The organism is Pseudomonas sp. GW823-FHT01D03, assembly GCF_058798255.1.
In genome coordinates this window covers 5,311,836-5,324,894 of the sequence record NZ_JBXAKK010000001.1, presented here as the reverse complement: position 1 = coordinate 5,324,894, position 13,059 = coordinate 5,311,836, and the positions used below count along the sequence as shown (strand labels likewise).

12 protein-coding genes are annotated in these 13,059 nt (G+C 61.3%); 7 read left to right on the top strand and 5 right to left on the bottom strand.

Features of this window, described 5'->3' with window-relative positions; all coding sequences use genetic code 11:
• Window positions 1–10 precede the first annotated feature (10 nt).
• The 7 genes from mltB to AC1RBR_RS23555 all read left to right on the top strand — a co-directional run bounded on the left by mltB (window position 11) and on the right by AC1RBR_RS23555 (window position 6,604).
• The gene (gene mltB, locus AC1RBR_RS23585; protein WP_492566823.1) at window positions 11–1,021 is read left to right on the top strand and encodes a lytic murein transglycosylase B; all 1,011 of its coding nucleotides are present in this window, start codon (window positions 11–13) and stop codon (window positions 1,019–1,021) included.
• Window positions 1,021–2,031, top strand: a complete 1,011-nt coding sequence (locus AC1RBR_RS23580; RefSeq protein WP_095139189.1) for a septal ring lytic transglycosylase RlpA family protein — start codon at window positions 1,021–1,023, stop codon at window positions 2,029–2,031. Before mltB ends, AC1RBR_RS23580 begins: the two co-directional genes overlap by 1 nt.
• A 187-nt stretch (window positions 2,032–2,218) precedes the next feature.
• Window positions 2,219–3,376 (top strand): D-alanyl-D-alanine carboxypeptidase family protein, encoded by a 1,158-nt coding sequence (locus AC1RBR_RS23575; protein ID WP_095139191.1) that lies wholly within the window; start codon window positions 2,219–2,221, stop codon window positions 3,374–3,376.
• 86 nt (window positions 3,377–3,462) lie between these two features.
• A complete protein-coding gene (locus AC1RBR_RS23570) occupies window positions 3,463–3,738 on the top strand; it encodes a DUF493 domain-containing protein (RefSeq protein WP_064589396.1) in 276 nt (91 codons plus the stop codon).
• On the top strand, window positions 3,738–4,385 hold the full coding sequence (gene lipB / locus AC1RBR_RS23565) for a lipoyl(octanoyl) transferase LipB (protein ID WP_492566820.1): 648 nt from the start codon (window positions 3,738–3,740) through the stop codon (window positions 4,383–4,385). The genes AC1RBR_RS23570 and lipB overlap by 1 nt, the downstream gene beginning before the upstream one ends.
• A gap of 25 nt (window positions 4,386–4,410) precedes the next feature.
• Complete coding sequence (lipA, locus tag AC1RBR_RS23560; protein WP_160768663.1) at window positions 4,411–5,409, top strand: lipoyl synthase; 999 nt, start codon at window positions 4,411–4,413, stop codon at window positions 5,407–5,409.
• 244 nt (window positions 5,410–5,653) lie between these two features.
• Window positions 5,654–6,604, top strand: coding sequence for a S66 peptidase family protein (locus AC1RBR_RS23555; RefSeq protein ID WP_492566818.1), 951 nt, complete (start codon window positions 5,654–5,656; stop codon window positions 6,602–6,604).
• 125 nt (window positions 6,605–6,729) lie between these two features.
• Here the strand turns inward: AC1RBR_RS23555 and AC1RBR_RS23550 are convergent, their stop codons facing one another.
• From AC1RBR_RS23550 to leuS, 5 genes are all read right to left on the bottom strand, one after another.
• Window positions 6,730–8,052, bottom strand: a complete 1,323-nt coding sequence (locus AC1RBR_RS23550) for a lytic murein transglycosylase (protein WP_492566816.1) — start codon at window positions 8,050–8,052, stop codon at window positions 6,730–6,732.
• Between the two features lie 61 nt (window positions 8,053–8,113).
• A complete protein-coding gene (gene arfA, locus AC1RBR_RS23545; protein WP_007975872.1) occupies window positions 8,114–8,278 on the bottom strand; it encodes an alternative ribosome rescue factor ArfA in 165 nt (54 codons plus the stop codon).
• Window positions 8,279–8,477: 199 nt separating this feature from the next.
• Window positions 8,478–9,515, bottom strand: a complete 1,038-nt coding sequence (gene holA, locus AC1RBR_RS23540) for a DNA polymerase III subunit delta (protein ID WP_492566814.1) — start codon at window positions 9,513–9,515, stop codon at window positions 8,478–8,480.
• 39 nt (window positions 9,516–9,554) lie between these two features.
• Entirely contained in the window at window positions 9,555–10,160 is a 606-nt protein-coding gene (locus AC1RBR_RS23535; RefSeq protein ID WP_095139199.1) for an LPS-assembly lipoprotein LptE, read from the bottom strand.
• 88 nt (window positions 10,161–10,248) lie between these two features.
• Window positions 10,249–12,855 (bottom strand): leucine--tRNA ligase, encoded by a 2,607-nt coding sequence (gene leuS / locus AC1RBR_RS23530; RefSeq protein ID WP_492566812.1) that lies wholly within the window; start codon window positions 12,853–12,855, stop codon window positions 10,249–10,251.
• Between the last annotated feature and the right edge of the window lie 204 nt (window positions 12,856–13,059).

Below are 13,059 nucleotides of genomic sequence, written 5' to 3'. Positions count from 1 at the left end.
GAAGAGTTCAATGCAAGTCATGCGCAGCTGGGCGACTCGTTACGCGCCGTGGGTCGGCCTGGTCGGCATCCTTGGCAGCGCGCAGGAAGCGCTGGCCGGCGATTACGAAGGTTCACCGCAGGTGGCCGAATTCGTCGGTGAAATGACCCGCGACTACGGTTTTGCCGGCGAGCAACTGATGGCGGTGTTCCGCGAGGCCCAGCGCAAGCAGGCGATTCTCGACGCGATCTCCAAACCCGCCGAGCGGGTCAAACAGTGGAAAGAATATCGCCCGATGTTCATCACCGACGCGCGCATCGCCCGTGGTGTGGACTTCTGGCGCCAGCACGAGGCCGTACTGGCCCGTGCCGAGCAGGAATATGGCGTACCGGCACAAGTCATCGTGTCGATCATCGGCGTCGAGACCTTTTTCGGACGTAATACCGGCAATTACCGGGTGATTGATGCGTTGTCCACGCTCGGTTTCGACTATCCTCCCCGTGCCGAATTTTTCCGCAAGGAATTGCGTGAGTTCCTGCTGCTGGCCCGCGAAGAACAGGTCGATCCGTTGACCCTCAAGGGCTCGTACGCCGGGGCGATGGGCTTGCCGCAGTTCATGCCGAGCAGCTTTCGCGCCTATGCGGTGGATTTCGACGGTGACGGTCACATCAATATCTGGACCAATCCGGACGATGCGATCGGCAGCGTGGCCAGTTACTTCAAGCGGCATGGCTGGGTCAGCGGGGAACCGGTGGTCAGCCGCGCCGATGTGCGCGGCGAGCAGGTCGATGAAGGCCTGACCACTGGCATCGAGCCGACGAAAACGGTTGGAGAGTTGCGAGCGCTGGGCTGGTCAAGTCATGATGCGCTGCGCGATGATATGCCGGTTACTGCATTTCGCCTCGAAGGCGACAACGGCCCTGAATACTGGATGGGCCTGAAGAATTTCTACGCGATCACGCGTTATAACCGCAGCGTGATGTACGCCATGGCTGTACATCAACTGTCTGAAGAGCTGGTAAAAGCACGGGGCGTCAAGTAATGCGGGCATTGCCTATCAATAAACCCCTGAAGCTGGTGGCATTCGCTGCGTTGGCGGTGCTGGTCGCCAGCTGCTCGACCAGCCGCGCGCCGACCCAGAAGACCCCGTCCACTGCCGTGCGTGCACAGCCGGGGCTGGACATCAACCGCGCGCATAAAGACGGCGCGCCGTGGTGGGATGTCGATGTTTCGCGAATCCCGGACGCCACGCCGACCCTGCACACCGGTCCGTACAAGGCCAATCCGTACACCGTGCTGGGCAAGACCTATTTCCCGTTGCAGGAATCCAAGACCTACGTCGCCTCGGGCACGGCGTCCTGGTACGGCACCAAGTTTCACGGGCAGAACACCGCCAACGGCGAAGTGTATGACCTGTACGGCATGAGTGCCGCCCACAAGACTCTGCCACTGCCAAGTTACGTTCGGGTGACCAACCTGGACAACAACAAGAGTGTGATCCTGCGGGTCAACGATCGCGGGCCGTTCTATTCGGACCGGATCATCGACTTGTCCTACGCGGCCGCGAAGAAGCTCGGTTATGCCGAAACCGGCACCGCGCGGGTCAAGGTCGAGGGCATCGATCCGCAGCAATGGTGGGCCGCCAAGGGCCGTCCGGCGCCGCTGATGCTCAACGAGCCGCAAGTCGCGCAGAATAGCGCCCCGGTGATCACGGCGTCGGCCGGTACCATCGAGCAGTGGACTCCGCCGCCGCAGCAACATGCCTCTGACACTGTCCCTGTACAGATCAGCGCAAAAAAAAACGCTTCTGCACCAGCGTCTGGCCAGTATCTGCAGGTGGGCGCGTTCGCCAACCCGGACGCTGCAGAACTCCTGAGGTCGAAGCTCAGCGGGATGGTGAGCGCTCCGGTGTTCATCAGCTCGATCGTGCGCAATCAGCAGACCCTGCACCGGGTACGCCTGGGGCCGATCGGTTCGCCGGGTGAAATCGCCCAGGTGCAGAACAGTGTGCGCCTGGCCAATCTCGGCTCGCCGAGCGTGGTCACAGAGTAAGAAACGTAGCACTTGATTGACGGTTCACCTGCGGTTTTGGGGGGTGAACCAGGTTGTTGGCTCGTCGAAGAACAAAAGCCCGGCAAGGGTGACTGGAGTGAGCAACTGAATACGCGATGGCCCGTTAGAAGGCTGTCTGAATAGTTTTGCCCTCGGGCAAGTTTCCATTAGCGATTTCGAGAGACGGATGAACATCACCACCTTTGCCAAACGCCTGTGTCTGCTAGTCCCGCTGCTCCTCTCGCCAGCCGCTTTCGCGGCCGAGATGATGCCGTCGCCACCTCAACTGGCTGCAAAAGCCTACGTGCTCATGGACGCCAGCAGCGGCAACGTGCTGGTGGAGAACAACGGTGACCAGCGTCTGCCGCCAGCCAGCCTGACCAAACTGATGACCGCGTACATCGCTACGCTGGAAATCCGTCGTGGCCAGATCGGTGAGAACGACCCGGTGACCGTCAGCGAAAACGCCTGGCGTACCGGCGGTTCGCGGATGTTCATCAAAGTCGGCTCGCAAGTGACCGTCAGCGACCTGCTGCACGGCATCATCATCCAGTCCGGCAACGATGCCAGCGTGGCGCTGTCCGAGCACATCGCCGGCAGCGAAGACGCGTTCGCCGACCTGATGAACAAGACGGTCACCGATCTGGGCATGACCAACTCGCACTTCATGAACCCGACCGGTCTGCCGAACCCTGAGCACTACTCGTCGGCCCACGACATGGCGATCCTGGCGCGCGCGATCATCCACGAAGACCCGGCTCACTATGCGATCTACTCGCAGAAAGAGTTCTTCTGGAACGGCATCAAGCAGCCTAACCGCAACCTGTTGCTGTGGCGCGACAAGACCGTTGACGGTCTGAAAACCGGTCACACCGACGAAGCCGGCTACTGCATGGTGTCCTCGGCTGTCCGTGACGGCCAGCGTCTGATCGCCGTGGTGTTCGGCACCAATAGCGAAGTGGCGCGTGCCGCTGAAACCCAGAAGCTGCTGACCTACGGTTTCCGTTTCTTCGAAACCCAGACCTTCTACCAGAAGGGCACCGAACTGGCTCAGGCCCCGGTGTGGAAAGGCACCACCAGTCAAGTCAAGGCCGGCCTGGCTCAAGACCTGACCATGACCCTGCCAAAAGGCCAGCTGAAAAAGCTCGCTGCCAGCATGACCATGAACCCGCAACTGATCGCGCCAATCGCCAAGGGCGATGTGATCGGTAAAGTCGAAGTGAAACTGGACGACAAGGTAGTGCACAGCGCCGACCTGATCGCCCTGGACGCTGTCGAGGAGGGTGGTATCTTCCGCCGCATGTGGGATAGCATCCGTCTATTCTTCTACGGCTTGTTCAACTGATTGAGTGTTGACCTGCATGGCCCCGTTCCTGTCCGGTTCGGGGCCATGTGCGTTACCACGGCTTACGCTTACGAGGCCGTTACGCCATGACCGATACCGAAGTAAAGGCGCCAAAGATCGAATTCCCGCAGACTGATTATCCGATTAAGGTGATCAGCGATACGGGTGTTGGCAACAAGGACAAGATCATCGAGATCGTCCTGAAGCACGCGACCATCAATGATGAGCGCATCGACGAGCGTTCGAGCAGCAACGGCAAGTACACCACCATCCAGTTGCACATCGTCGCGACCGATCAGGATCAGCTGTACAACATCAACAGCGAACTGCGGGCGACCGGTTTCGTGCACATGGTGTTGTGATGCCGGGCACGCTGGGCTTTCGCGAACTTGGCCGGATGGCTTATGAGCCGGTCTGGCATGCCATGCAACGCTTCACCAACGAACGTGGCAGCAATGCCGCCGACGAAATCTGGCTGGTCGAGCACCCTCCAGTGTTCACCCAGGGCCAGGCCGGCAAAGCCGAACATCTGTTGCTGCCGGGCGATATCCCGGTCGTACAGGTCGATCGCGGCGGGCAGGTGACTTATCATGGCCCGGGCCAGTTGGTCGCCTACCTGTTGCTGGACGTACGCAAGCTGGGTTTCGGCGTACGTGATCTGGTCACGCGCATGGAACAGTGCCTGATCGAACTGCTGGCCAGCTACGGCGTCACCGCCGCCGCCAAGCCAGATGCTCCCGGCGTCTACGTCGACGGAGCGAAAATCGCTTCTCTGGGTTTGCGGATTCGCCACGGTTGCTCCTTTCATGGTCTGGCCCTGAACGTGGATATGAACCTGGAGCCGTTTCGACGGATTAATCCCTGCGGCTATGCCGGGCTGGCGATGACCCAGCTGAGCGATCACGCAGGATCGATTGAATTTGCCGAGGTAAGTGCCCGGCTGCGCGCGCAGCTCGTCAAACACCTCGACTATGCTGAGCAGACGACCCTGACGGGCGGAATCGACTGATATGACTACTGATGCAGTGCAAACCATGATCCCGACGCTCGACGTGACCGAGCGCCCGGCCCCGCGTCCCAAGGTTGAAGCCGGCGTCAAGCTGCGCGGCGCCGAGAAGGTTGCACGCATCCCGGTAAAGATCATTCCGACCACCGAGTTGCCGAAGAAGCCTGACTGGATTCGTGTGCGCATCCCGGTTTCGCCGGAAGTCGACCGGATCAAGAGTCTGCTGCGCAAGCACAAGCTGCACAGCGTCTGCGAAGAAGCCTCCTGCCCGAACCTGGGCGAGTGCTTCTCCGGCGGCACTGCGACCTTCATGATCATGGGCGACATCTGCACCCGTCGTTGCCCGTTCTGCGACGTTGGCCACGGTCGTCCGAAGCCACTGGACGTCAACGAGCCGGAAAGCCTGGCGATCGCCATTGCCGACCTCAAGCTCAAGTACGTGGTGATCACCTCGGTTGACCGCGACGACCTGCGCGACGGCGGTGCCCAGCACTTCGCCGACTGCATCCGTGAGATCCGCAAGCTGTCGCCGAACGTGCAGCTGGAAACCCTGGTTCCGGACTACCGTGGCCGCATGGACATCGCCCTGGAAATCACCGCCGCCGAGCCGCCGGATGTGTTCAACCACAACCTGGAAACCGTGCCGCGCCTGTACAAGGCTGCGCGTCCGGGTTCTGACTACCAGTGGTCGCTGACCCTGCTGCAACGCTTCAAACAGATGATGCCGCACATTCCGACCAAGTCCGGCCTGATGCTGGGTCTGGGCGAGACCGACGAAGAAGTCATCGAAGTCATGAAGCGCATGCGCGAACACGACATCGACATGCTGACCCTCGGCCAGTACCTGCAACCGTCGCGCAGCCACTTGCCGGTGCAGCGTTTCGTGCACCCGGACACCTTCGCCTGGTTCGCCGAGGAAGGTTACAAGATGGGCTTCAAGAACGTCGCTTCCGGTCCGCTGGTACGTTCGTCATACCACGCCGACGAGCAGGCGAAACTGGTCAAGGCCGAGCTGCTCGGTTCCTGATCCGGGGCTGAGAGCCTCGAAAAATACCCGCCTCGGCGGGTATTTTTGTTTGGGCCTGCGAAAATCTGTGGCGAGGGAGCTTGCTCTCGCCAGGGTGCGACGCAGTCCCAAACATCTTGGGGTCGCTGCGCAACCCAGCGGGAGCAAGCTCCCTCGCCACGGGTTATTGGGTAGTTTCACCTCTTTTGTTTATTTCTGTTCCTGACTACTGTGTCTGCAAGACTTCACACAGGGAGACCCATGGATGACCGTTCGACCGACCCACACCCTTTTTCCGCACAAACCCGTACCGGCGCTGCCATCCGAAGGGCTGATCGGTGTGATCGCCCCTGCTGGCCCCGGTGCGCTGGACACGGAAAAGGCTGTGCAGTGGATGCGCGCCCGCGGATATACGCTGAAAGTGTTTCCCGGTGTCTACGAGAAGGACGGCTATCTCGCCGGCAGCGATGACGTGCGCCTCAACGACCTGCATGCCGCTTTCGCCGATTCCGAAGTCGACGCGATCATCTGCCTGCGCGGCGGCTACGGTACGCCGCGGCTGCTGGACCGGATTGATTACGATCTGCTGAGCCGTCACGCCAAGCCATTTGTCGGCTACAGCGACATCACCGCACTGCATCTGGCGATCAGTCGCTACGCCGGTTTTGTGACCTTCCACGGCCCGCTGCTCAATGCCGATCTGCTGGGCGACAAGGAGCCGCCGACTGTCACCTCATTCTTCGCAATGCTGCGCGGTCAGTTGAAGGCGGGCAGTGTGCTGAACCACCCGGTGGCTTATCCATTGACCACCGTCGAACCCGGCATCGCTCATGGACGCTTGCTCGGCGGTAATCTGGCGATGATTGCCTCGACGCTGGGTACGCCTTATGAAATCGACGTGGAAGGGGTGATTCTGCTGATCGAGGACGTCAACGAGCCGCTGTACAGGATCGATCGCTTGCTCACGCAGATGCGCCTGGCCGGGAAGCTGGCCCGATTGCGCGGGGTGCTGGTCGGTGATGTCGCTGGTGTCGATGTCGAGGCGCTGAATCGCTTGCTCAAGCAGACGTTCGAGCCGTTACGGATTCCGGTGCTGTCGGGGTGGCGCAGCGGGCATTGTGATCCGAACCTGACGCTGCCGATGGGGGCGCTGGTGCGACTGGATGCGGGGAAGAAGGAATTGATGCTGGAACAGGATGTAGTGATCAAACGCTAGGGTTTGGTTGCCAGTGAGTCAGTCTTCGGGAGCAAGCCCCCTCCCACATTTGATTCGTGTCGTACACAGAACCAATGTGGGAGCGGGCTTGCTCGCGAAGGCGGCATCAGCCATACGGCTATCTTCTATTGAGTACGCAGGCTCTCAAGCAACTTATGCGTCGGATAACCATCCGCCGGCCAACCCAGCGCCTGCTGGGCGCTGCGAATCGCTTTACGCGTATTGGCGCCGATAATCCCGTCCGCCGTGCCTGCATCGTAGTTACGCGCGCTCAGAAGGGTCTGTAATTCAATACGCTCGGTGCGGCTCAGTGGCAGATCGTCTTTCGGCCAGGTGCCGTTAATCAGGCCTGCGCCATTGAAGCGCTCGGACAACAGGCTCACCGCCAGCGCATAGGACGACGAGTTGTTGTACTTGAGGATTGCCCGGAAGTTGTCGAGGATCAGGAACGCCGGGCCACGGTAACCGGCCGGCAGCAGCAAGGCCGCGGACAGCTGTTCCGAACCGGCCGGGGCCTGACCGCCATTGGGCAGGATCACGCCGAGTTGACGCCATTCGGCGACGGTCTTGCGAATCGCGCCATCGGCCAGGGTGTAGTTGAAGCTGCTCGGCAATTGCACTTCGAAGCCCCATGGCTGACCACGTTGCCAGCCGGAGCTTTGCAGGTAATGCGCGGTGGAGGCCAGGGCGTCGGCCGGGCTGCCCCAGATGTCGCGGCGCCCGTCACCGTCGAAATCCTCGGCGTGGGTGTTGTAGGTGGTCGGAATGAACTGGGTCTGGCCCATCGCCCCGGCCCACGAGCCGAGCATCTTCTCAGGGGTGATATCGCCCTGTTGCAGAATCTGCAGGGCTGCGATCAGTTGCGCATGAGCAAAGCCCGGGCGGCGGCCTTCATAGGCCAGGGTCGCCAACGAGTTGATCACCGATTTGCTGCCCTGGAACTGGCCGAAATTGCTTTCCATGCCCCACACCGACACCAGTGCCTGGCGATCCACGCCATAACGCTGCTCGATGCTTTGCAGGATATCGGCGTACTGGCTGATCAGCGCCTGACCCTTACGCACCCGCAGCGGCGACAGGGCGCCGTCGAGGTATTCCCAGACCGGACGGGAGAACTCTGGTTGACTGCGGTCGGCTTTGATCACACTGGCATCGAAGCTGACATTGGCAAAGGCGCGATCAAACAGATCGGCGCGGATCCCGGCGGCGAGGGCGTCCTTGCGGAAACCCGCCTGCCACTCGGCAAACGTCTGGGTTGGCTGAAGATCAAGCGGGTCAGCGGACGGCACTACCGGCGGGATGATCGCTGGGGCTGTGGCGACTGGGGCGGCTTGCAGGGGTTGCGCATCGGCGGCGGTAGGTTTTTCCGCGCAGGCGACAAGCAGAATGAAGCTGGAGGCAGCGATCAGTTGGCGAACGGGCCAACGACGGGAAAGACTGAAGGGCATGCACGGTTCCAGAGGATACGAGTCAGGTGCAGACCTTAACATGACCGGGGGGTGGTGTGCTTCAGGCAGCCAGAAAGTAAGAAGCCTCCCAGTTGTCAGACTGGAAGGCTTCGCGGCGGTAGCTGCCTTTACCCTTGGCTGGTCGTTCCTGGCGGCTGCGGAACAGGGGTTGGGCGATGATGGACTTGGCCTTGTTCGGGCCATGTTTCGATGGCTTTTTGCTCATGATGATTCTCTCGGTAGGTGGGGGCTGCGGGGGCAATAATCTGCCGATGTCGGGCGTCTGTCCAGCCTCTATTGCGTAGGAATATTCTGACGCCTTCGCGAGCAAGCCCGCTCCCACAGTCGATCGCACTCACCTGATAGAACTCGGTCGACTGTGGGAGCGGGCTTGCTCGCGAAAGGGCGTTATGCGGTTGAACGTCTTACTCGGCGGGCAGTGAAAGGCGTTGGCCCGACATCAACAGCGCCAACCGGCTCAGGCTCATCCATGGTGAGCCGGTGGCCTGCCCCTTGATCTGCGCATCGATGCGTTGCGCTTCGAGCAACAACTGCGCCCAGCGTTGCGCCGAGTAGCGTTGCAGGGCTTTGCTCATCAGGGGTTTGCGCTTGTCCCAGACTGGCGGTTTCGCCTGGCTGAAGCACTTGTCCAGCGGCGTGCCCTGGCTGTACTGCAGCGAGATATTGGCCAGCAGGCGCAACTCTCGCGCCAGCGCCCAGAGGATTACCGGAGGCTCGACGCCTTCACCGCGCAGCCCTTCGAGCATGCGCAAGGCGTGGGCCGGTTCGCCGTTGAGTACGGCGTCGGTCAGGCCAAACACGTCGAAGCGCGCACTGTCGGCCACTGCGGCCTGCACGGTTTCGACGGTGATCTGCCCACCTTCGGCCATCAACTTGAGCTTTTCGATTTCCTGCGCGGCGGCGAGCAGGTTGCCCTCGACGCGTGCGGCGATCAGTTCGACCGCGTCCTGGCTGGCCGACAAACCGGCTTGCGACAGACGCTGGCGAATCCAGTTCGGTAGCTGATTGGCATCCACCGGCCAGATCTGGATGAACTGGGTCTGCTGGCCTTCGACCAGCGCCTTGCCCCACTTGGTCTTCTGCGCACTGCCATCGAGCTTGGGCAGGCTGATCAGCAGCACCGTGTCTTCGGCGGGGCGCGAGCAGTATTCGATCAGCGCTGCAGCGCCCTTGTCACCGGGTTTGCCTGACGGCAAGCGCAGTTCCAGCAGGCGCTTTTCAGCGAACAGGGACATGCTGGCGCCGGCCTGCAACAAGGTACCCCAATCGAAATTGGCGTCGGCGGCGAACACTTGGCGTTCGTCGAAACCTTGCTGGCGGGCAGCGCTGCGGATGGCGTCGGCGGCTTCCTGGCACAACAGCGGGTCATCGCCGCTGATGATATAGACGGGCGCAAGCGCGCCTTGCAGGTGTTTGCCGAGTTGAGCGGGAGCGAGCTTCATAAGAGAGGGCGAACGGGGCGCCTGAGCGCCCCGTACGTCTTACTGCTGCGGCAGTTCGAGCGGCGACTGGCGCGGGGTTTCCGCTTCAGCCTTCTGTGCCGCCTTCAGCGCGTCGGCTTCAGCCCGGGCACGGTCGTTGGCCGCTTGCTGCAGCTGCTCCAGTTGGCCCGGAGTCAGCTGTTGCAGACGTAGCATCATGCGCTGAACCAGTTCGCGACGGGTTTCAGTGCGGGCGTCGTTGGCTTCCTGGTCGGAGCCGACCAGGTTGTTGCCGTCGTGGATGAACACCTTCTGCACTTCAAGCTTGTCGCTCAACAGGTTCAGGTTGTGTTCGCCGACGATGTCGTAGTTCAGCACGGTACTGACTTGATATTCGCCAGTACGGCCCGCGCCAGCGTAGCTGAGGATGCGCTGGCTTTCCTGCTCGTCAGCCAGATACAGCTTGTACGGCGCACCGCTGTAGACTTTGACGCCGCTGGCCTCCAGCACTTGACGCAGTTGGGTGACGGTCTCGCCATAAGCGTTGCGGGCGCTCAGATCGAGCTCCTTGATCGTCAGTTCGTTGGTGCCGGTGCCACGCAGCTGGAAACCGCAGGCGCTCAGCAGAACGGCGAGGCCCATCACCAGCAGATTGCGTTTGATCATTGTGTTGCTCCCCTTGAAACCATGTGGGCCGACCCTGCGGCCCGAAAGGTTTTACAGTGCGTCAGGCGAACCTGACGCCCAATCCAATTTAGCTGGCGACGATGTTGACCAGTTTCCCCGGTACAACGATCACTTTGCGAATGGTCAGACCGTCGACGAAACGCAGCACGTTTTCGTTGGCACGGGCCGCCGCTTCGACTTCTTCGCGGGTGGCGCTGGCCGGCATTTCGATCTGGCCACGCAGCTTGCCGTTCACTTGAATGACCAGTTGCAGGCTGTCCTGTACCAGTGCGCTTTCATCGACCGCAGGCCAGCCGGCATCGATCACCGGGTCAGCGTGGCCCAGTTGATTCCACAGCTCATGGCTGATGTGCGGCGTGATCGGAGCCAGCAGCAAGGTCACGGCTTCCAGACCTTCGTGAACCAGCGCGCGATCCTGTTCGGTGCCTTGCGCGGCCTTTTCCAGCACGTTCATCAGGGTCATCACCTGAGCGATGGCGGTGTTGAATTTGTGATTCTGGCCGACGTCATGGCTGGCCTGTTTGATGGCCAGGTGGATGGCGCGGCGCACGGCTTTTTGCTCGTCGTTCAGGCCGGCGACGTCCAGCTTGCCCGGCAGGCCCTGGGTTACGTGGGCCTGCGCCAGACGCCAGACGCGCTTGAGGAAGCGGTGCGAGCCTTCAACGCCGGAGTCCGACCATTCGGCGCTCATGTCGGGCGGCGAAGCGAACATCATGAACAGGCGGCAGGTGTCGGCGCCGAACTGGTCGATCATCGACTGTGGGTCGACGCCGTTGTTCTTGGACTTGGCCATTTTCTCGGTGCCACCGATTTCCACCGGCAAGCCGTCGGATTTCAGTTTGGCGCTGATGACCTTGGCCTTGCTGTCACGCTCCAGTTCCACGTCCGCCGGGTTGAACCAGGTGTAGGCACCATTGGCTTCGCGACGATAGTAAGTCTCGGCGATTACCATGCCCTGGGTCAGCAGGTTCTTGAACGGCTCGTTGGAGCTGACCAGACCTTCGTCACGCATCAGCTTGTGGAAGAAGCGCGCGTACAGCAGGTGAAGAATGGCGTGTTCGATACCGCCGATGTACTGATCCACCGGCAGCCAGTGGTCGGCCGCGGATTTTTCCACCAGGCCACCTTCGAAGTGCGGCGAGGCGTAACGGGCGTAGTACCACGAGGACTCGACGAAGGTGTCCATGGTGTCGGTTTCACGCTTGGCAGGCTGGCCGCATTTCGGGCAGTTGCATTCGTAAAACTCAGGCATGCGTGCCAGCGGCGAACCGGCGCCGTCCGGCACCACGTCTTCCGGGAGAACTACCGGCAACTGGTCTTCCGGCACCGGCACGTCACCGCAGGTGGCGCAATGGATGATCGGGATCGGGCAGCCCCAGTAGCGCTGACGGCTGATGCCCCAGTCGCGCAGGCGGAACTGGGTGCGCGAGGCGCCGAGGTTTTTCTTGATCAGGGCGACTTCCATGGCGTCGAACGCGCCGGTGAAGTCCAGGCCGTCGAACTCGCCGGAGTTGATCAGCGTGCCGTGCTCGCCGTAGGCGTCTTGCCACGGAGCCGGGTTGGTGTCACCGGAGCTGGTGCGCACCACCGATTTGACCGGCAGGTTGTACTTGTGGGCGAATTCGAAGTCGCGCTCGTCGTGCGCCGGTACCGCCATCACGGCGCCGTCGCCGTAGTGCATCAACACGTAGTTGGCGACCCATACCGGGAGTTTTTCACCGGTCAGCGGGTGCTCGACGAACAGGCCGGTCGGCAGGCCTTTTTTCTCTTGAGTGGCGACGTCGGCTTCAGCCACGCTGCCGCCCTTGCATTCGGCGATGAAGGCTTGCAGCTCTGGGTTGTTCTGCGCTGCCTGGGTGGCCAGCGGGTGCTCGGCTGCCACGGCAACGTAGGTCGCGCCCATCAGGGTGTCCGGACGGGTGGTGAAGACCTTGAGGGTGCCTGCTTCGCCGATCGAGTCGACGTTGTACGGGAACTGTACTTCCATGCCGCGGGATTTGCCGATCCAGTTGCGCTGCATGGTCTTGACCTGTTCCGGCCAGCCAGTCAGTTCGTCGAGGCTATCCAGCAGCTCATCCGCGTAAGCGGTGATCTTGAAGTAGTACATCGGGATTTCGCGCTTTTCGATCAGCGCGCCGGAGCGCCAGCCGCGACCGTCGATCACCTGTTCGTTGGCCAGCACGGTCTGGTCGACCGGGTCCCAGTTCACGGTGCCGTTCTTGCGGTAGATCACGCCTTTTTCGAACAGGCGAGTGAACAGCCATTGTTCCCAGCGGTAGTAATCCGGTTTGCAGGTGGTCACTTCACGGGACCAGTCCACCGCCAGGCCCAGGCTGCGCAGCTGGGACTTCATGTAGGCGATGTTTTCGTAGGTCCACTTGGCGGGTGCCACGTTGTTCTTCATCGCGGCGTTTTCTGCCGGCATGCCGAAGGCGTCCCAACCCATTGGTTGCAGAACGTTCTTGCCTTGCATGCGCTGGTAGCGGGAGATCACGTCGCCGATGGTGTAGTTGCGCACGTGCCCCATATGTAGCTTGCCGCTGGGGTAAGGGAACATCGACAGGCAGTAGTAGGTTTCCTTGCCTGGCTGTTCACTGACTTCAAAGGACTTTTGCTCGTCCCAGAACGACTGGGCGGCGGCTTCGATTTCACGGGGCTGATATTGTTCGTGCATGGCTACTTTTGTACTGGATAGGGGTGGCCTAATCCTCTTCAACGCGCCCTCCGGTGGATGCTCCGGACAGGCTGGAAGTGGAATGACAGGAAGCGCCGTAGCATACATGACCGCGCTTGGCCTAGGGAAACCCTGATTACAGCTGTCTGGCCCCGGAAAACCGTGGCGAGGGCCGTTGGTCGCGGCGTTCAGCCGGTTTGTGCA

What these genes read in the sequence shown, in the direction of transcription:
- mltB (WP_492566823.1), top strand. Translation starts at nt 11, where the DNA reads ATGCAAGTCATGCGCAGCTGGGCGACTCGTTACGCGCCGTGGGTCGGC.
- AC1RBR_RS23580 (WP_095139189.1), top strand. Translation starts at nt 1,021, where the DNA reads ATGCGGGCATTGCCTATCAATAAACCCCTGAAGCTGGTGGCATTCGCT.
- AC1RBR_RS23575 (WP_095139191.1), top strand. Translation starts at nt 2,219, where the DNA reads ATGAACATCACCACCTTTGCCAAACGCCTGTGTCTGCTAGTCCCGCTG.
- AC1RBR_RS23570 (WP_064589396.1), top strand. Translation starts at nt 3,463, where the DNA reads ATGACCGATACCGAAGTAAAGGCGCCAAAGATCGAATTCCCGCAGACT.
- lipB (WP_492566820.1), top strand. Translation starts at nt 3,738, where the DNA reads ATGCCGGGCACGCTGGGCTTTCGCGAACTTGGCCGGATGGCTTATGAG.
- lipA (WP_160768663.1), top strand. Translation starts at nt 4,411, where the DNA reads ATGATCCCGACGCTCGACGTGACCGAGCGCCCGGCCCCGCGTCCCAAG.
- AC1RBR_RS23555 (WP_492566818.1), top strand. Translation starts at nt 5,654, where the DNA reads ATGACCGTTCGACCGACCCACACCCTTTTTCCGCACAAACCCGTACCG.
- AC1RBR_RS23550 (WP_492566816.1), bottom strand. Translation starts at nt 8,052, where the DNA reads ATGCCCTTCAGTCTTTCCCGTCGTTGGCCCGTTCGCCAACTGATCGCT.
- arfA (WP_007975872.1), bottom strand. Translation starts at nt 8,278, where the DNA reads ATGAGCAAAAAGCCATCGAAACATGGCCCGAACAAGGCCAAGTCCATC.
- holA (WP_492566814.1), bottom strand. Translation starts at nt 9,515, where the DNA reads ATGAAGCTCGCTCCCGCTCAACTCGGCAAACACCTGCAAGGCGCGCTT.
- AC1RBR_RS23535 (WP_095139199.1), bottom strand. Translation starts at nt 10,160, where the DNA reads ATGATCAAACGCAATCTGCTGGTGATGGGCCTCGCCGTTCTGCTGAGC.
- leuS (WP_492566812.1), bottom strand. Translation starts at nt 12,855, where the DNA reads ATGCACGAACAATATCAGCCCCGTGAAATCGAAGCCGCCGCCCAGTCG.